At 71.6% G+C, this 17,490-nt stretch carries 18 protein-coding genes and 1 riboswitch; of the genes, 10 read left to right on the forward strand and 8 right to left on the reverse strand.

All coding sequences use genetic code 11. The annotated features are described in order from the left end of the window. Positions 1 to 38: 38 nt before the first annotated feature. Positions 39 to 458, reverse strand: coding sequence for a DUF3052 domain-containing protein (locus tag C1701_RS05945; protein WP_026417063.1), 420 nt, complete (start codon positions 456 to 458; stop codon positions 39 to 41). Positions 459 to 703: 245 nt separating this feature from the next. On the opposite strand from C1701_RS05945, the gene aceE reads away from it, so the two are divergent. Then, on the forward strand, positions 704 to 3,499 hold the full coding sequence (gene aceE / locus C1701_RS05950; protein ID WP_026417064.1) for a pyruvate dehydrogenase (acetyl-transferring), homodimeric type: 2,796 nt from the start codon (positions 704 to 706) through the stop codon (positions 3,497 to 3,499). Between the two features lie 445 nt (positions 3,500 to 3,944). Here the strand turns inward: aceE and C1701_RS05960 are convergent, their stop codons facing one another. Continuing rightward, positions 3,945 to 4,247 carry a hypothetical protein gene (locus C1701_RS05960; RefSeq protein ID WP_155886001.1) on the reverse strand — a complete coding sequence of 101 codons (303 nt, stop codon included), beginning with the start codon at positions 4,245 to 4,247 and terminating at the stop codon, positions 3,945 to 3,947. Between the two features lie 186 nt (positions 4,248 to 4,433). On the opposite strand from C1701_RS05960, the gene C1701_RS05965 reads away from it, so the two are divergent. The 8 genes from C1701_RS05965 to map all read left to right on the forward strand — a co-directional run bounded on the left by C1701_RS05965 (position 4,434) and on the right by map (position 9,863). Then, complete coding sequence (locus C1701_RS05965; protein ID WP_026417065.1) at positions 4,434 to 5,300, forward strand: helix-turn-helix domain-containing protein; 867 nt, start codon at positions 4,434 to 4,436, stop codon at positions 5,298 to 5,300. Further along, positions 5,293 to 5,484: a DUF397 domain-containing protein gene (locus C1701_RS05970; protein ID WP_026417066.1), complete on the forward strand. Its 192-nt coding sequence runs from the start codon at positions 5,293 to 5,295 to the stop codon at positions 5,482 to 5,484. Before C1701_RS05965 ends, C1701_RS05970 begins: the two co-directional genes overlap by 8 nt. Positions 5,485 to 5,702: 218 nt before the next feature. Beyond that, the gene (locus C1701_RS05975) at positions 5,703 to 5,894 is read left to right on the forward strand and encodes a DUF397 domain-containing protein (protein WP_103055656.1); all 192 of its coding nucleotides are present in this window, start codon (positions 5,703 to 5,705) and stop codon (positions 5,892 to 5,894) included. A gap of 245 nt (positions 5,895 to 6,139) precedes the next feature. After that, positions 6,140 to 6,331: a DUF397 domain-containing protein gene (locus tag C1701_RS05980; RefSeq protein ID WP_103055657.1), complete on the forward strand. Its 192-nt coding sequence runs from the start codon at positions 6,140 to 6,142 to the stop codon at positions 6,329 to 6,331. A gap of 244 nt (positions 6,332 to 6,575) precedes the next feature. Next, positions 6,576 to 6,764 carry a DUF397 domain-containing protein gene (locus C1701_RS05985; RefSeq protein WP_026417069.1) on the forward strand — a complete coding sequence of 63 codons (189 nt, stop codon included), beginning with the start codon at positions 6,576 to 6,578 and terminating at the stop codon, positions 6,762 to 6,764. Positions 6,765 to 7,026: 262 nt separating this feature from the next. Then, complete coding sequence (locus C1701_RS05990; protein WP_035291244.1) at positions 7,027 to 7,800, forward strand: glyoxalase; 774 nt, start codon at positions 7,027 to 7,029, stop codon at positions 7,798 to 7,800. A gap of 386 nt (positions 7,801 to 8,186) precedes the next feature. Beyond that, positions 8,187 to 8,441: a DUF397 domain-containing protein gene (locus C1701_RS05995; RefSeq protein ID WP_081715172.1), complete on the forward strand. Its 255-nt coding sequence runs from the start codon at positions 8,187 to 8,189 to the stop codon at positions 8,439 to 8,441. Positions 8,442 to 9,095: 654 nt separating this feature from the next. Next, positions 9,096 to 9,863: a type I methionyl aminopeptidase gene (gene map / locus C1701_RS06000; RefSeq protein WP_026417071.1), complete on the forward strand. Its 768-nt coding sequence runs from the start codon at positions 9,096 to 9,098 to the stop codon at positions 9,861 to 9,863. A 6-nt stretch (positions 9,864 to 9,869) separates the two neighbouring features. Here the strand turns inward: map and mgtE are convergent, their stop codons facing one another. The 5 genes from mgtE to C1701_RS06020 all read right to left on the reverse strand — a co-directional run bounded on the left by mgtE (position 9,870) and on the right by C1701_RS06020 (position 14,716). Next, positions 9,870 to 11,201, reverse strand: a complete 1,332-nt coding sequence (gene mgtE, locus C1701_RS06005; RefSeq protein ID WP_026417072.1) for a magnesium transporter — start codon at positions 11,199 to 11,201, stop codon at positions 9,870 to 9,872. 145 nt (positions 11,202 to 11,346) lie between these two features. Next, a complete protein-coding gene (locus C1701_RS06010) occupies positions 11,347 to 12,693 on the reverse strand; it encodes a M14 family metallopeptidase (protein ID WP_026417073.1) in 1,347 nt (448 codons plus the stop codon). 289 nt (positions 12,694 to 12,982) lie between these two features. Beyond that, complete coding sequence (locus C1701_RS06015; protein WP_103055658.1) at positions 12,983 to 13,621, reverse strand: nicotinamide mononucleotide transporter family protein; 639 nt, start codon at positions 13,619 to 13,621, stop codon at positions 12,983 to 12,985. Between the two features lie 76 nt (positions 13,622 to 13,697). Then, a riboswitch (FMN riboswitch) is annotated at positions 13,698 to 13,840 on the reverse strand. After that, positions 13,800 to 14,534 (reverse strand): GNAT family N-acetyltransferase, encoded by a 735-nt coding sequence (locus C1701_RS28100; RefSeq protein WP_443098145.1) that lies wholly within the window; start codon positions 14,532 to 14,534, stop codon positions 13,800 to 13,802. Its footprint overlaps the riboswitch before it by 41 nt. Continuing rightward, complete coding sequence (locus C1701_RS06020; protein WP_030107264.1) at positions 14,468 to 14,716, reverse strand: hypothetical protein; 249 nt, start codon at positions 14,714 to 14,716, stop codon at positions 14,468 to 14,470. Before C1701_RS06020 ends, C1701_RS28100 begins: the two co-directional genes overlap by 67 nt. A 93-nt stretch (positions 14,717 to 14,809) precedes the next feature. On the opposite strand from C1701_RS06020, the gene C1701_RS06025 reads away from it, so the two are divergent. Further along, positions 14,810 to 16,015, forward strand: a complete 1,206-nt coding sequence (locus C1701_RS06025; RefSeq protein ID WP_051313240.1) for a PucR family transcriptional regulator — start codon at positions 14,810 to 14,812, stop codon at positions 16,013 to 16,015. Between the two features lie 343 nt (positions 16,016 to 16,358). On the opposite strand, the gene C1701_RS06030 is transcribed toward C1701_RS06025, so the two are convergent. Beyond that, complete coding sequence (locus C1701_RS06030; RefSeq protein ID WP_103055659.1) at positions 16,359 to 17,297, reverse strand: aldo/keto reductase; 939 nt, start codon at positions 17,295 to 17,297, stop codon at positions 16,359 to 16,361. Positions 17,298 to 17,490: the final 193 nt, after the last annotated feature.

A 17,490-nucleotide genomic window follows, 5' to 3' on the forward strand; every position in this document is an offset into this window, starting at 1 on the left:
CCCCAACCACCCTAGTCATCGCCCCCGGCGGCTGATGTTCACCGCTTCGGGCGTACCAGGCGCGTCGCCGACCATTCGCCCGGCAGGCTGACCGTCGAGGTCTGCGACAGACCGGCCGTCGTCACCGCCTCGGCGACGACGGAGGGCTCCACGTGCCCGTCACGGCCCGTCTTGGGTGTCAGCACCCAGATGAAGCCGTTGTCGGCGAGGGGGGACGTCGCGTCGACGAGCGCGTCGTCGACGAGATCCCCGTCACCATCCCGCCACCACAGCAGGATGACGTCCACCACTTCCTGGGCGTCCTCGTCGAGCAGCTCACTGCCACTGCGTTCCTCGACCGCCGCACGAAGCGCGTCGTCGACGTCCTCGTCCCAACCGATCTCCTGGACGACCATGTCGGGCTCGATACCGAGCTTTTCGGCGACACCGACCTTTGCGGCGTCTCCCGCGGCGACCACGGCTTCCTCACTCCTCCAAGTCGTGTGGTTGCGACGGCCGGCAGGCCCCCGCACACGTGCTGTTGCGATCGTTGCGATCCCTGGCCACTTTTTCAAGCGGCGGGTCCAACCTAGTGCGGTTACTTCACCACAACTACCCACCGGTAGTAGTGACGCCACGCGCGGGTAACGAGGAAGATGGTGGAGGATGGGACAGTTGGGTGAATCCCAATGACCAGGACTGTCGACGTTGGCGAGGAGATCCCTTGGCCCCGCAGAGCAACGGCAAAGGTGCCGCGGACGCCCCCCAGCGGGTACGTGTCATCCGTGACGGCCTTGCCGCACACCTTCCGGACATCGACCCGGAGGAGACCACCGAGTGGCTCGAAAGCTTCGACTCGGTGCTCTCCGCCGCTGGTAAGCAGCGTGCCAGGTATGTGATGTTGCGGCTACTCGAGCGGGCTCGGGAGAGCGGCGTCGGGGTGCCGCCGCTGACGAGCACCGACTACGTGAACACGATCCCGACCGAGGTCGAGCCGTGGTTCCCGGGTGACGAGGAGACCGAACGCCGCTACCGGGCCTGGCTGCGCTGGAACGCCGCCATGACCGTGCACCGCGCCCAGCGACCAGGGGTGGGTGTCGGAGGACACATTTCGACGTACGCCTCATCGGCGACGCTGTACGAGGTCGGCTTCAACTGGTTCTTCCGAGGGAAGAACCACCCCGGAGGCGGCGACCACATCTTCATCCAGGGCCACGCCTCGCCCGGCATCTACGCCAGGGCGTTCCTGGAGGGCCGCCTGTCCGAGGACCAGCTCGACGGCTTCCGGCAGGAGTTCTCGCACGCCGGCCCCGGCGGCGGACTGCCCTCGTACCCGCACCCCCGGCTGATGCCGGACTTCTGGGAGTTCCCCACGGTCTCGATGGGCCTAGGTCCCATGAACGCCATCTACCAGGCGCGGTTCAACCGCTACCTGCAGGCCCGGGGCATCAAGGACACCTCGGAGCAGCAGGTCTGGGCGTTCCTCGGCGACGGCGAGATGGACGAGCCGGAGTCGCGGGGCCTGATCCACGTCGCCGCGAACGAGGGCCTGGACAACCTGAACTTCGTCATCAACTGCAACCTGCAGCGGTTGGACGGGCCGGTCCGGGGCAACGGCAAGATCATCCAGGAACTGGAGTCGTTCTTCCGGGGCGCCGGCTGGAACGTCATCAAGGTCATCTGGGGTCGCGAGTGGGACGGCCTGCTGCACGCCGACAAGGACGGCGCGCTGGTCAACCTCATGAACACCACCCCCGACGGTGACTACCAGACGTACAAGGCCAACGACGGCGCGTACGTCCGGGAGCACTTCTTCGGCCGGGACCCGAGGACGAAGGAGCTGGTCAACGACTTCTCCGACCAGCAGATCTGGAACCTCAAGCGCGGTGGGCACGACTACCGGAAGGTCTTCGCGGCCTACCAGGCGGCGGCCAACCACCACGGCCAGCCGACGGTGATCCTGGCCAAGACCATCAAGGGCTACGGCCTCGGCCCGTCCTTCGCCGGTCGCAACGCCACGCACCAGATGAAGAAGATGACTCTGGACGACCTCAAGCAGTTCAGGGACAGCCTGCGGATCCCGATCAGCGACGAGCAGCTCGAGGCCGACCCGTACCGCCCGCCGTACTACCACCCGGGCAAGGACTCGGCGGAGATCCAGTACCTGCTCAAGCGCCGCCAGGAGCTGGGCGGGTTCCTGCCGGAGCGCCAGGTCAAGGCCAAGCCGCTGGTGCTGCCGGGCGACAAGGTCTACGACGTGCTCAAGCGGGGTTCGGGCAAGCAGGAGGTCGCCACGACGATGGCGTTCGTCCGGCTGCTGCGCGACCTGGCCAAGGACAGCGAGATCGGCCCGCGCCTGGTGCCGATCATCCCGGACGAGGCCAGGACCTTCGGGATGGACTCGATGTTCCCGACCCAGCGGATCTACAACCCGCAGGGCCAGATGTACACGTCCGTGGACGCCAAGCTGATGCTCGCCTACCGCGAGAGCGAGCAGGGCCAGATCCTGCACGAGGGCATCAACGAGGCCGGGTCCACCGCGTCGTTCACCGCCGCCGGCACGTCGTACGCGACGCACGGCGAGAACATGATCCCGATCTACATCTTCTACTCGATGTTCGGGTTCCAGCGGACCGGCGACGGGCTGTGGGCGGCGGCCGACCAGATGGCCAAGGGCTTCGTGCTCGGCGCCACCGCCGGCCGCACCACGCTGACCGGTGAGGGCCTCCAGCACAACGACGGACACTCGCTGCTGCTGGCCGCGACCAACCCGGCCGTGGTCGCCTACGACGCGGCCTGGTCCTTCGAGCTGGCGCACATCGTCAAGAACGCGTTGCAGCGGATGTACGGGGAGAGCGAGGACTACCCGAACGGGGAGGCCATCTTCTACTACCTCACCGTCTACAACGAGCCGTACCAGCAGCCGGCCGAGCCGGAGAACCTGGACATCGACGGCCTGCTCCGGGGTCTGTACCGCTACGCGGACGCCCCGGCCGGGGAGGGCCTGCCCGCGCAGATCCTCGTCTCCGGTGTGGCGATGCCCTGGGCGCTGCGCGCCCAGGAGATCCTCGCCGAGGAGTACGGCGTGCGGGCCGCGGTGTGGTCGGCCACCTCGTGGTCGGAGCTGCGCCGCGAGGCCGTGGAGACCGAGAAGGCCGCCCTGCGCGACCCGGGTTCCAGCCGGCACGTGCCGTACGTGACCAAGGCCCTCCAGGGGGCCTCGGGTGGCCCGGTCGTGGCGGTGTCCGACTGGATGCGTGCCGTGCCGGACCTGATCCGCCCCTGGGTGCCGACGGACATGCTGACCCTGGGCACCGACGGGTTCGGCTTCTCCGACACCAGGCCGGCCGCGCGTCGCTTCTTCAACGTCGACGCCGAGTCGATCGTGGTGGGAACGCTGTTGGCGCTGGCCAGGCGCGGCGACCTGGACTACTCGGTGGCGGCGGAGGCCGCGCGCCGGTTCCAGATCGACGACGTGCAGGCCGCCGGTCCGCAGACCTCGGACCCGGGGTCCGCCTGATCACACCCACTGATCGCGCTGTGTGATCAGTGCGCTACACTGTGCAGCAGAAGCCCCCTCGGGCGCACGGAGTCCGAGGGGGTTTCGCCATGTTCGGGCCCGGACGCGCCGCCCCGCGGGCGGACCGGCGCGTTCGTCCCAGTAGCCGGGAGAACCGTGTCCGGTGCCGGCCACTCCCGGCGACCGACCGAAGTGGACCGCAGCGCGGACCAGGACCTCCGGCCCCAGCTCCAGGGCCAGGCCCCGTAGCCGGGAAGCAGCCGCCGGCCGGAGACCCAGGGGCACCGGCGCGACCCGCCCGCCCAACTCCAGGGAACGGTCGTCGGCGACCGCGTGGCCCTCGGGCCAGGGCATCGTGCCGCGACCGCGACGGACCGCACCACCCGAACGGCCGGCCGCGCACGGGCGGAGCCTGGCTCGCACCCGCCCCGCCCGTGCCGCCGTGTCAGGAGTGCGGCCAGACGAGCCGGGTGGGCCGCACGATCGCGGCGAGCCGGCGGGCTTCCTCCGGTGTCCCACTGGAGGCGAAGAGATTTCCGTTGGGGAAGGCCAGCAGCGAGGAGTCGCCCAGCGACATCCCCCAGTACCGGACCGAGGACGGGTCGGGGTCGACCGTGGAGCGGTCCGCGTCGCACAACGCGAACACCCGAGGCGCACAGGCCGCGAGTTGCCGAGCCGTGGGGACATCCCCGCCGAACCAGCGACGACCCAGCCAGGCCAACGAGCGGTGAGGTGGCAGATCCGACATGACAGGAACCCTTCCAGTCGTGGATGTGCTACTCCGATCAAGCATGGCGAACCTATCGCGAAACGTTTCGTGGAACGATCACCCAAACGAGCGGTGGTGTGATCCGCATCCCGCACGCCAGGCTGAGTGCGCCAGCCACGTCGGCTGCGCGAAGATCTGGTGATGCGCGAAGGGGAGATCCGACCCATGGCTGACCGCACCGACCCGTCGGCACTGCGTTGGTTGATCGGCGTGGAACTCGCCAACTACCGGCGGCAGACGGGACTCTCGCTGTCGAAGGTGGCCGCTCAGCTTCCGTTCACGAAGTCGAAGCTCGCGCACATGGAGAGCGGCAACCACCAGCAGTACCCGGACGACGTGGCCACGGTCCTCGCCTTCTACGGGGTGCCGCAACGGGACATCGACCGCTTGTGCTCGCTCGCGGGCAGCTCGGACAGCCGCGCCTGGTGGGCCCCTTGGTCCCATGTCATGCCCGACTGGCTTCGGACCTTCATTGGCCTGGAAGGACTTGCCGAGTCCGAGTTCGTCTACGAGCCGACGGTCATCCCCGGACTGCTGCAGACTGAGGAGTACGCGCAGGAACTCACGCGCGCGACCGGCTTCGTCCGGGCCGACCACAACGAACGCTTCTCCGGGTTCCGACTCGCCAGGGCTCAGCGGCTCACCGGGCCGGCTCCGCTGAAACTGCAAGCGGTTGTTGGCGAGGCCGCCCTCCGCCTTGCCGTTGGCACCGAGCAGACGAGGCAGGACCAGTACAAACACCTGCTCGAACTCGCTCGACTCCCCAACGTGACGCTCCAGTTCGTGACACCCGAGCGCGGACCACACGCGGCCCTCCTGGGGCCGTACTACACCTTCGACTTCACCCTGGCCCGATCGATCGCCTACGCGGAGCTGCTCGACGGCGCCGTCTACGTGCAGGATTTCGACCAGGTCACGTCCTATAAGATGGCTGCGGAGAGCGCACGGTCCGTCGCGCTCTCCCCGGACGAGTCCATCACTCTCCTCCAGGACATGATCGAGGCAAGTGAGCCAGGAGGCCACCATGAATAGCACCAACCTTGCTGATGCTTTCTGGCGCAAGTCCTCCCGCAGCACCAATAACGGAACATGCGTCGAAGTTGCTGGTGGGGTTGGCTGGGCGGCCATCCGGGACTCCAAGAACCCGGAGGGTGGCGCACTCATCCTCCGCCCCGCCCAGTACCGGAGCTTCATCCACTCCGTCAAGCGGGGCTGACCGAGTCCACCTACGACATCCGCCGGGAAGCTGTTGCCCGCGTATCAGGGGCAGGAGCGCGACCGAGAACGCACGATACGGGCTTCCCGGCGGCGGTCCTGCTGCCGCACACTGGGATGTGCCCTGCCCGCACCGCGCCCCGAACGGCGAAGCCACGGTCGCGTTAGCGGCATCCCGCTGACGAGGCCGGTCTCGCAGCAGGAAGGACGGCAGCCGACATGCATCCCCTCCAGCTCCCCACCGCACGCTGGCGGAAGTCCAGCCACAGCGCCAACAACGGAGTCTGCGTCGAGATCGCCACCGGCACCGACTGGGCCGCCATCCGCGACTCCAAGAACCCGGAGGGTGGCATGCTCCTCCTCGACCATGCCCGCTACCAGGACTTCGTCCGCTCCCTCCAGAACATCTGACCAAGGCCTGGCTTCAGCAGCGGCGGGAAAGCCCGCCCGCACCGCTCCTGACCCCAACCCGCGCGGGGGCGCTGGAGACTGAGTCTCGTGCTACTCCCCCAGCGTCGCCGGCCGAACCGCCCTCGCGTCGGGAGCCGCCCGCTCGCGATCCCTCGCAGCCGCGAAAGCAGCAGCAGGGGCGAGCGTTCCTCGCCAACGACACACCGCAGCGCGTCGCCATTCCCCGCAGGAAGGACGGCAGCCCCATGACCACTCCCCAGCTCCCCACCGCACGCTGGCGGAAGTCCAGCCACAGCACCAACAACGGGAACTGCGTCGAGATCGCCACCGGCACCGGCTGGGCCGCCATCCGCGACTCCAAGAACCCGGACGGCGGCGCACTCCTTCTCGGCCCCACCCAGTACCGGAACTTCCTCCGCTCCCTCAAGAACAGCTGACCGAAGCTCGGCGTCGACAACAGCAGGAAAGCGGCCCACACTGCCCGCCCCGCCGACAGCGGCGCGGGTCATGAGCTTTCCTCCTGCCTCCCCAGCACCGGGAGCCGTCCCGTCCTGCCCACCCGGCGACGCCGCCCACTCGCGATCGCCCGAAGCCGGGGAGGCACCGGTAGGGGCGAGCCTTCGTCGCCGACGACATCCCGCAGCCGCGTCCCCATCCACACCAGGAAGGGCGGCAGCCCACATGAACCCTCCCCACCTCCTCACCGCCCGCTGGCGGAAGTCCAGCCACAGCGCCAACAACGGCGCGTGCGTGGAGATCGCCACCGGCACCGACTGGGCCGCCATCCGAGACTCCAAGAACCCCGGCGGCCCCGCCCTCCTGCTCACCCACACCCAGTTCCGGAGCTTCCTCGCCGCCCTCCGACGCTGACGGGGAAAGGCGAGCACCCGGCAGGCGAACGGCGGCCGCCCGCGTGCGCGGACGTGGTGGCCACGGCCGGGCCCGCCTCCCCGCTCTGCCGCCCCCGCGCCTCCTCGGCTCCCGCCGCGAACGAGCGGCAACGCGACGCCTCCGGCGCCGCATCCTCCCCGCTCGTCCGTCCTCAATGGACTCTCTATGTGCGCGACGGCACCCTGGCAGGCCAGACTGGCCGCCGGCTCGCCCCTGGGCCACGAGCGGAAGGCGGACGAGAGTGACCGAGACGACGACACGACCCACCGAGACGATGGTGCCGACACTGCCCTGCGTCTCCGTGGACGAGACGGCGGACTTCTACGAGGCGATCGGCTTCACCGTCACCTTCCGGCAGACCAAGCCCTACGTCTACCTGGCGATGAACTGGGGCGGCGTGGTGGTGCACTTCGGTTCCGCGCCGCCCGGCACCGACCCCGCCCGGGAGGACGCCGGCGGTTGCCTGGTCATGGTCGACTCGGTGGCCCCGTACCACGCGGCCATCACCCAGGCCATGCGCCAGGCCTACGGGAAGGTGCTCGCGAAGGGGCGGCCGAGGATCACCCGCTACCGGCCGGGCGCGACCCGGTTCACCCTGGTCGACCCCACCGGGAACTCGCTCATCTTCATCCAGCGCGACGAGCCGGAGGAACTGGAGTACGGCGGCTCGAAGAAGCTGACCGGGCTGGCCAGGGTGTTGGACAACGTGCGGAACTTCCGCGAGTTCAAGAACGACGACCAGGCCGCCGTGCGGGCCCTGCGGTCCTGGCTTCGCCGGCACGGCGACCAGGCCCCGCCGGTGGAGCGGGCGCTCGCCCTGGCCACCCTGGTGGAAGCACTGGTCGCGTTGGAGTCGCGCGAGGAGGCGGAGGACGCGATGGCGACGCTGCGGACGATCCCGCTCGGCGAGGAGGAACGTCGCCGGGTGGAGGCGGAGTTGGCCCACGTGGCGAACCTGAACCGCTGGCTCGACGGTGACGAGCCGACCTCCGGCCCGGACACCGGGAAAGACTGACCCCGATCACGGGCCAGGGCCGCCCGCCGGGGCACCCGCGCCCGGCACCGACTCGTCGTCGACCTCCGTGCCGGCGGCGGGGTGGTGGGAGTAGCGGCCCTGACCGGGTTCCCGGCTCCGCCGGCACTGCGACCACGTCCCGTGCCGGCGGAACGGGTCACCTCGTCGCCGCTCCGCTGGGCGTGGCCACGGGGTCGGTGGTCGAGGAGTCGAACGACAGCCGCTCCACCCGACCCGCGTCCCCAGGGATGACGCGGGCCGTCGGACGACGATCTCACTCTATAGATACTGGTAACTGGCGGTAACACTCTGGTAACACAGAGGGTGTTAAAATCCCTGCCCCCTGCTGACGGCGTTGTCAGCAGGAAACCGATCAGGAGCCCGCCATGGCCGTCCTCTCCGCCGCCACCACCCGCCCCCTGTCCGCCACCGCCGAGCAGACATCCCGGACGACCGACGGCCACCACTGGCGGAAATCCTCCCGGAGCACCAACAAGAGCGCGTGCGTGGAGATCGCGACCGATCCACGCGGAGCGGCCATCCGGGACTCCAAGAACCCCTCCGGCGGCATCCTGACCCTCACCGCCACCCAGTACGGCCAGTTCCTGGCCGCCGTGAAGGCGGGCCACGCACTGCGCTGATCGAGCCGTCCTCGGGGCCGCCGCGCTTCGGCGGCGGCCCCACGCCGTGTCGACCTCGCCCGAGTCCTCAACGACCACCCCCCTCAACGACCCCTTCGACCACCCGACCCTCGACCGCCCGGGGCTCGGCGGGCCGGTAGCGGGAACGCAGTCAGCGCTGTCCGGCCCCCACCCCGGTTGGCCGGGTGCCGCGCACCAGCTGGTCCGGCGCGAGGCCGCTCGGAGCACCTCCCCGACTCCCACGAGTCCCGTCCACCCCGGGCTCCGGAGGGCCGCCGCACCCGATTCCCGGCCCGGACGCCCAGCGGTGGGGCGGGAGCGCCCTCCGGGCGGCGGCCCGGCCTCCACCCCCTGGTCCCGTGATCGCCGCCGGGAGCCGGCCAGCGGGGCACCGCCCCCGGCCGACGTCCGAGGCAGACCGGGCCGGGTCGCCGGCCGCCGACCCGACGCGGAAGGCGATCACGACGATGCGACCGACCCCGGACCGCCCCATGCCCCACCGGCGGTGGCGCCCGCTCCGCGACCCGCCCCGCCCCGATCGGCACGCGGCCCAGCCACCCGCGCGCTCGACCACCCCGTCCGAACGGCGGACGCCCTCCGCGCCTCGGCGGTACCGGTACTACTGTTCGCCTGGCGACGAGGAACGGGGAGAACGTGGTCGAGCTGAAGACACCCGGCGAACTGGAGGCCATGCGGGAGGCCGGCCGGGTGGTGGCCAGGGCGCTCGCCGCCGTCCGCCAGCACGTCCAGCCGGGGGTGCACCTGCTGGAACTCGACGCGATCGCGCACACCATGATCAGGGACGCCGGCGCCCAGCCGTCCTTCCTCGGCTACCGCCCGCACTTCGCCCCCACCCCGTTCCCCGGCTCCATCTGCACCTCGGTGAACGACGTCATCGTGCACGGCATCCCGGACCGCTCCCGGCTCGCCGAGGGCGACCTGCTCAGCGTCGACTGCGGGGCGGTGCTCGACGGCTGGCACGGTGACTCGGCGATCAGCCTCGTCGTCGGCGAGGCCCGCCCCGAGGACCTCGAACTCATCGACAACACCACCCGTGCGATGGAGGCCGGGATCCTGGCGGCCCGGGTGGACGGGCGGCTCGGCGACATCTCGGCCGCGATCGGGGCGATCGGTCGGAAGGCCGGGTACGGCATCCTGCGGGACTTCGGCGGGCACGGCGTCGGTCGCGCGTTGCACGAGGCCCCGCACCTGCCGAACGACGGGACGCGCGGGCACGGTCCCCTGCTGCGGCCCGGTCTGGTGCTGGCGATCGAACCGATGTTCACCGCCGGTGGTTCCCACGACCACACCACGGACGCGGACGGGTGGGCGCTGCGCACCGCCGACGGTTCCCGCGCCGCCCACGTCGAACACACCGTCGCGGTGACCGACGACGGGCCCGTCGTCCTCACTCTCCCGTGAGGACGATCAGAGCCCGAGCACCACGCGCGCGGTCATGAAGTAGATGATCAGCCCGGTGGCGTCGACCAGGGTGGTGACCATCGGGGCGCTGACCACCGCCGGGTCCACCCCGAGCTTCTTCGCGAGCAGGGGCATGCTCCCGCCCACGATCGCCGCCCAGGTGCACACCACCACCAGGGACACCGCGACGACCGCGGCGAGGTCGAAGCCCACGAGCAACCCGCCGATCAGCAGACCGATGAGGGCGAGCGCGACACCGAGGAGCAGGCCCACCCGGCCCTCCCGCCACACCACCTTGGGCAGGTCGCCCAGCCGCACGTCGCCGACGGCGATCGCCCGGACGATCGAGGTCGCCGACTGGGAGCCGGCGTTGCCGCCGCTGCCGGTGATGAGCGGGATGAACAGGGCCAGCGCGGTGACCTCGGCGAGGTTGTCCTCGAAGTACTGGAGGACGTTGACGGTGAGGGTCGCCGCGACGATGAGCAACAGCAGCCACACGACCCGGGACCGGGCGAGCTTGACGACGCTGGCCGACAGGTAGGGCTGGCCCAGCGGGCTGGCACCGGCCTGCCGTTCGACGTCCTCGGTGTCGGCCGCCTCGATGACCTCCAACGCGTCGTCGAAGGTGAGCAGCCCCAGCAGCCGGTTCTCGCTGTCCACCACCGGCAGGGCCAGCAGGTTCGCCTCCTGCATCAGCCGGGCGGCGGCCTCGGCCTCATCGGTGGCCGCGGCGGTGGGCACCTCCACGTCGGTGAGGTCGTCGATCCGTTGCTCGGGGTGCCCGGTGACCAGGCTCCGCAGTGAGATGACGCCGATGAGGTAACGGCCGTCGTCCACCACGGGCAGCGTGTAGACGGTCTCCGCCGAGCGGCCCTTGGTCCGGACTACGCGCAGCGCCTCGGAGACGTCGAGGGTGCGGTGCAGCGCGACGACCTCGGGCGTCATCACCCGGCCGACGGAGTTCTCCGGGTAGCCGAGCAGGGCCGCCGTCATCTGCCGCTCGCGGAAGCTCAGCCCGGCGAGCACCTTCTTCGCGACCTTCGCCGGCACCTCGTCGATCAGGCGGGCGCGGTCGTCGGGGTCCATCCCCTCCACCAGCTCGCGGGCAGCGCTGTCCCGGAGCCCGGTCAGCACCTCCTGCTGGTGGACCGGATCGAGTTCCTCGAAGACGTCGAGGGCACGTTCCTTGTCCAGCAGCCGGAACGGGACCGCCATCTCGGCGGTGTCCAGCCTGGACAGTTCGGCCGCGATCTCGTGCGGGGGTTGCTCCCGCAACCAGCGCTGGAGTCCGACCAGGTCCTGTCGGTCGAGAAAGTCACGCAGCTGCTCGTCGGTCACGATCTCGCCTCCCGTGTGCCCCAGGGCCAGTCTCCTGCCGTACTGGCCGTCGTCCCGCCAACCGGGCCGCGAGGCGTGGCGCACCGGTCGGGAGCTCGTCAGTGCTCCCGACCGGCAGGCGTCGTCGTCCGCCGAGGTGGTGCCGTCAGCAGCGGCTCAGGGGTTCTCCCACGGTGAGAGAGAAGTCGGCACGCTCGTCGAGCAGCAGCGGAACGAGATTCCGGAGTTGCTGTGCGAGCGGAACCACCGCGCCGTCCGAGTCCTGCCGGACCCGGAGGCCGTGGAGTTGGAGCACCTCACCGTGTTCAGCGAGCTGTTCCGAGGTGAGCCGGTACCCACAGATGCGGTCGCGCTCGATCTCCTCCGGCGCGGGTTCCTCGTTGTCCGCACCACCGAAGTAGACCGGGCCTCGGTTGGCGATGCCCAGGTTACGCGCCATGCCCACCGTCGCGGCCGCTCGGGCACCCCGTTCGAGGACGAACTCGAACGCGCCGTCGATCCCGGACAGCTGGGAGTCGACGCGCCGGCGGTTGTTCAGGGCGGGGTCGGCCAGCTCCTCCTCGGTCAACGCCCTGGTCCGGGTCTCCACGAGCAGCCCGACGGCGTTCTTCACCCCCGCCGCGTTGCGGAGGATCCGCTCCTGGCCGTCGCCGGCGACCTGCCGGATCGGCTCGCCGGTCTCCGGGTCGGTCCACAGGCCGTAGACGCCGCTGGAGAAGCCGTCGGTCTCCACCCGGGGGCGGACGTAGTCCTCGGACAGCTCCTCGGCGAGCGCCCGCACGTCCGGGTGGGCGTTGAGGTTGCGGGGCCAGAGGGAGAGGAAGTCCCGGTCGTAGTAGGGCGGGGTGGGGCCGTACTCGTGGAGGTCGTAGACGATGTCGGGCTGGTGGTCCCGCAGGACGGCCGCGATGGTGCGCGCCTCCCCCGTCTCCAGGGCCAGGTGGTCGCGGTTGATGTCGACGCCGTCGCCGTTCCCCCGGGTGTTGGCGGCACGTCCGTCGGGGTTCGCGGTGGGCATCACCAGGACGGAGGCGGTGCTCAGCAGCCGTTCGACGGCCGGGTCGTCGCTGAGCGCGAGGTCTCGGACCGTCGTCAGGCAGGCCTCCCGTCCGGAGGGCTCGTTGCCGTGCTGGAGGCAGAGCAGGAGGACGGACACCCGCCCCTGGGTGCCGCCCCGGCCCGCCTCCGGCACCGGGTCCCCGATGCGGACGAGGCGGATCGGCCGGCCCTGCTCGGTCGTGGCCAGGACGTCCAGCTCGGCGCGGTCGCTGGTGGCGACGACGGTGTCGAGGAAGGCGGTCTCCTCGTCGAGGGTGGTCCACCGCTCACCACCGGACAGCTCGAAGCCGGTGCGGGGCGTGCCGTCCACACCGGTGTCGCCGCCGGTGTCCTGGGCCGCGGCCGGACTGACTCCGGCCAGGGCGAGGGTGGCCGCCACCGCCACGGTGGCGCTGAGGGAACGGACCTGGGTTCTCCGTGTCGGGATCCGCACGATGTGCTCTCCTCTCCGTGACCGCGCGCTGGGACGATCACGGAGCAAAGCCACCAAACCACGGGGTTCGGGTCAAGACTTGACGCGCACCACACGCTGTGCCCGACCCGCCACCCACCACTCAGGTGAGACCGGCATCACATCTCGGGTTGGGTCGGTGGGGTGCCGCCGGCGGGCGGGCGGCACCGCCGAGCACACGCGCCCGCGCACCCTCGGAGGACGTCACTCCGGACCCCAGCCCGGTCCGCCAGGGTGGGGTCCGCGCGCATCACCCGCGGCGGCGGGACGCTCAGCCGGACGCCGCCGGGGAGGCCGCGCTCCGCTCGATCGCGGACGCGCTGCGCCGCCAGCTCAGCCAACCGCGCACGACCAACACCGCGAAGACCACGTAGACCAGTGCGCTGAACCAGAGCCCCGACGCGAACTGGAGCGGGACACCGACCGCGTCGACCGCCAACCAGACCAGCCAGAACTCGGTGAGCCCTCGGCCCTGCGCGGCGAAGGCGACCACGGTGCCGACGAAGATCCAGGCGTCGGGCCAGGGCGCCCACGAGGCGTCGAGCGCGTCGAGCAGCAACGCGACGGCCGCCGTGCCGCCGACCATGGCGAGGGCCAGCACGACCCGTTCCACACCGGTGGCCGAGCGGACCGTCACCCCGTAGACCGGGTCCCGGCGCCTGGTCCACGCCCACCAGCCGTAGACCGAGATCAGCAGGATCACCACCTGGCGGACGGCCAGGCCACCGAGCTGCGCCGACAGGTAGACGCTGAAGAGCAGCACCGTGGCCGCCACCTGGACCGGCCAGGTCCACAACGTCCGCCGCTGCGCCAGGTACACCACCGCCAGCGCGCACAGCTGCCCGATCAGCTCCGCCCACGAGACCTGCTGCCCGAACAGCGTCAGCTGGTGCTCCACCAGAACGTTCACGCGTCCTCCTACGGCCGTCCCCGGCGGTCGGCACGACGCGACTCGGGCACGCCGATGGCACGACGACACCCGCCCGCGTGCGCTGCCTCCCATCCGGACTGTCACCGTCGGTTCCGGAATCCCACCGGATCAACCGGCATCCCGTGCTGGTCGCACGGCGACGCCGGGTCGCGGACTCTCACCGCCGGTTCGGAATTCCACCGAGCCCCGGAGCGCACTCTGCTCGGCATCTCGAACCCGTGCCGCGCCTCCGATATTCCACGGTCCCCCGTGACCGCGGCCACGGGTCGACGTGCGCGCCGCGACGGGGACGCGAGGACGGCGGCCATCCTCCGTCCCTGCCACCAGGACGGGGACGAGTGGACCAGGCCGGGCCAGCCGCCGGGCGCGCCGCGGAACACCAGGATCGGGAGCGGGACCATCGGGCACGACGGGAGAAGTCCACCACCACCCGGTCAGCGCGCCACCAGGGGCGGGAGGTGGGTCGGCGACGACGCGACAGGGCACTCCCCCTGGGTGAACCGTCCTCCCGCCGCCCGCTCAGCCAGCGGCCCCGGCACCGCCCCACCGCTCGGTCCACTCCTCCCGGAGCACACCCGTGATCACCGCGTCGTGCACCCAGCCCGCCCACCGCCGGGCCCGCCACGGGCGGCGCTCCTCCCGGTAGCCCCAACCGCTGGCCCACCCGGATCGTGCCGGGGTTGCCCGAGTAGGTGGCGTAGTCGAGGCGGAGCGCGTCGGTCGCGGCGAAGAGGTAGTCGGTCCACAGCCGCAGGGCGGTCGTACCGCACCCCCGGACCCAGCTCGTCTCGTCGAAGAGCAGCGGACCGAGCCGACGCCAGTCCGTCAACTCGCGCTCCCGGTACCAGCTGACCTGGCCGAGGAGCTGGTCGGTGCCGCCACCGGCCACCACGAGACCGCTCCGGGGCGTCGGTCTCGCCGCCGGGTCCGCTCGGCCACCCGGCGCGCCGGTCGACCCACCGCTCGGCGTCCCCCGGCGTCGGCGGACCGCCACCCCCGCGACGCCGGGAGGTCGTCGATCCGCCAGCCACGCAGCACGACGCCGTCGGTGTCGGCACCGAGTCGAAGGTCCATCGCGTCATCGTCACCCCGGCCCCACCTCGGGGAGGACCGGGTCCGCGATGCCCCTGCCGCAGCGGTCACCGGCGACGTGGGATTCTGGCCGTTATGCGCACGGCCGACGACCCCGGGCACTCCGCGTCCGGAATGTCCGGGAAGACGATGCGGAGCCTGGAGTACGCCTCCGGGGAACTGGCCACCGCCAGCGTCACCGCCATGGAGCGGAAGCTCCCGTGGTTCCGACGGCTGCCCGCCGACCAACGCGCCAGCGTGCTCCTGATCACCCAGATCGGGGTGTCCGGTTTCCTCGAGTGGCTCCGCAGCCCCGACGCGGCCCTCCGACTGAGCACCGAGGCGTTCCGCGCGGCTCCCCGCGACCTGTCCCGCTGGATGAGCCTGCGGCAGACGGTGGAGCTGGTGCGCACCGCGATCGACACCTTCGAGAAGCGGTTGCCGGAGTTCGCCGGCAACGCCGAGGAGAAGGCCGTCCTCACCGACGCGATCCTCCGCTTCGGCCGCGAGATCGCGTTCTCCGCCGCGACCTCCTACGCGGCCGCCGCCGAGGCCAGGGGCGCCTGGGACGCCCGGCTGGAGGCGTTGATCGTGGACGGCATCGTCCGGGGCGACGCCGAGGAGTCGCTGCTCTCCCGGGCGTCCGCGCTGGGCTGGGACCAGCCGGTCGCGGCGACCGTGCTCGTCGGCAACCCGCCGTCCACCGATCCGCAGGAGGTCCTGTACGAGGTGCGGAGCCGGGCGGCCCGGTTGGGGCGGCCGGCCCTGCTGGGCGTGCAGGGCTCCCGCCTCGTCGTGGTCCTGGGTGGGACGATCGACGAGGCCGACGCCGACGCGGTGCTGCCCCGGATCAGTGAGGCCTTCGGTGAGGGTCCGGTGGTGGCCGGCCCGACGACCGACAGCCTCGCCGAGGCGCACCGGTCGGCCGACGACGCGCTGTCCGGGCTGCGCGCCGTGGTGGCCTGGCCCTCAGCTCCCCGCCCCGTCCGGTCGATCGAGCTGCTGCCGGAACGGGCCCTCGCCGGCGATCCGGAGGCCGAACGGCAGCTGGTCGAACAGGTGATGCTGCCGCTCGTGGACAGCAGCGGCGGGCTCCTCGACACCGTGGAGGCGTACCTGGAGGTCGGTGGCGTGCTGGAGAGCTGCGCACGCGCGCTGTTCGTCCACCCCAACACGGTCCGCTACCGGCTCCGCCGGATCAGCGAGGTCACCGGCTACAACCCGGCGGACCCCCGCGACTCGCTCGTGCTCCAGGTCGCGTTGAAGGTGGGACGGCTGGCCCAGGCGCGGGGGCTCTGGTGACCCGACCCCGAGGCGCGGACGGCCGCACCAGCCGCGCGACGGGACCACGGACGGCTGATCGACGTCCTCCACCCGGCCAGCCCGGCCCCCGCGCGAACCGCTGACACGAACGCCGGGGTGACCTGGTGCCTCGCCGACGCCCCGCACCGGCACCGGGCCGGGAACCGCGCTCCACGACGAGCCGCGCTCCACGACGAGCCTCCCGTCGCTCCGACGCGGCGCCCGACCGGGCGCCCGGGCCGGGGCGGTGGGGCACCCGGGCGACCGCCCCCACCGGCCGCTACCCCGGTCGGTGCGCGAACCTGGACGGCGGCACAACCCCGGCAGCCAGCCCGAACCGGGCTCAGGACGAGGCGCTGGTGAGCGCGGCCACCTCGTCCTCGCTCAGCTCGACGTCGGCCAACGGCAGCAGCTCGGCGAGCTGCCCGGCCGTCCGGGCACTGGCCAACGCCGAGGTGACGGTGGGTTGGGCCACCAACCACGCCAAGGACACTGCTGCGACGGGGACACCCCGGTCCGCGGCGACGCGGTCCAGCTCGGCCAGGACCCGCTCCCCCCGTTCGTCGAGGTAGGCGAGCGCCCCGGACGCCCTCGGGCTGGAGTGCTCCTGCCCCGACGCGGACCGGTACCGGCCGGTGAGGAAACCCTTGGCGAGGGAGAAGTAGGGGAACACCGCCAGCCCCTCCCGCCGCGCCAGCGCCTCCAGCTCCCCCTCGAAACCCGACCGCTCCACCAGGTTGTAGTGCGGCTGGAGCGCGACGTACCGGGCGAGTCCCGACTCGTCGGAGATCCGCAGCGCCTCCGAGAGCCGGTCCGCCGTGTGGTTGGACGCGGCGATGTGGCGCACCTTGCCGGCCCGGACGAGCTCGTCGAACGCGGTCAGCGTCTCCTCCAGCGGCGTCTCCTGGTCGTCGACATGCGCGTAGTAGAGGTCGATCCGGTCGGTGCCCAGCCGGCGGAGCGAGTCCTCCGCCGCCGCGCGGATGTTCGCCGCCGAGAGGCCGGGACGTTCCGACCACATGCCCACCTTGGTGGCGATGACCAGGTCGTCGCGGTTGCCCCGGGACGTCATCCAGCTACCGAGGACCCGCTCCGACTCTCCCCCCTCGTGACCGGGTATCCACGCCGAGTACACGTCGGCGGTGTCCACGAAGTTCCCGCCCGCCGCCGCGTAGGCGTCGAGCACCTCGAACGAACGCCGCTCGTCGGCCGTCCAGCCGAACACGTTCCCGCCCAGGTTCAGCGGGTGCACCACCAGGTCCGTGTCACCGATTCTCCGCATGCCGTCACCCTACGGACGGAGATCACGACCAGAGCCGTGCCCGCCGGCCGGCCCACCCGACCCCGCCGTTCGCCCGCCCGTCCGAGGCGCCACGCCGGGTGGGGACCAGAAGCCCTGGTGCCGCTGGCCGTCGCGCGCGGAGCCGGCGCACCGGGCCGGGGGCGGCCGGGATCCCCTGGCGCGCTGCCGTGGT

Origin of the sequence: Actinoalloteichus sp. AHMU CJ021 (assembly GCF_002895405.1) — a bacterium.
In the GTDB taxonomy this organism is placed as follows: Bacteria; Actinomycetota; Actinomycetes; order Mycobacteriales; family Pseudonocardiaceae; genus Actinoalloteichus_B; species Actinoalloteichus_B caeruleus.

Coding starts and splice junctions, on each gene's coding strand:
- C1701_RS05995 (WP_081715172.1), top strand. CDS start 8,187: ATGGCCGTCCTCTCCGCCGCCACCACCCGCCCCCTGTCCGCCACCGCC.
- C1701_RS05960 (WP_155886001.1), bottom strand. CDS start 4,247: ATGTCGGATCTGCCACCTCACCGCTCGTTGGCCTGGCTGGGTCGTCGC.
- C1701_RS05970 (WP_026417066.1), top strand. CDS start 5,293: ATGAATAGCACCAACCTTGCTGATGCTTTCTGGCGCAAGTCCTCCCGC.
- C1701_RS06030 (WP_103055659.1), bottom strand. CDS start 17,297: ATGCGGAGAATCGGTGACACGGACCTGGTGGTGCACCCGCTGAACCTG.
- C1701_RS05985 (WP_026417069.1), top strand. CDS start 6,576: ATGAACCCTCCCCACCTCCTCACCGCCCGCTGGCGGAAGTCCAGCCAC.
- C1701_RS05980 (WP_103055657.1), top strand. CDS start 6,140: ATGACCACTCCCCAGCTCCCCACCGCACGCTGGCGGAAGTCCAGCCAC.
- C1701_RS06020 (WP_030107264.1), bottom strand. CDS start 14,716: ATGGACCTTCGACTCGGTGCCGACACCGACGGCGTCGTGCTGCGTGGC.
- C1701_RS05965 (WP_026417065.1), top strand. CDS start 4,434: ATGGCTGACCGCACCGACCCGTCGGCACTGCGTTGGTTGATCGGCGTG.
- C1701_RS05975 (WP_103055656.1), top strand. CDS start 5,703: ATGCATCCCCTCCAGCTCCCCACCGCACGCTGGCGGAAGTCCAGCCAC.
- C1701_RS06025 (WP_051313240.1), top strand. CDS start 14,810: ATGCGCACGGCCGACGACCCCGGGCACTCCGCGTCCGGAATGTCCGGG.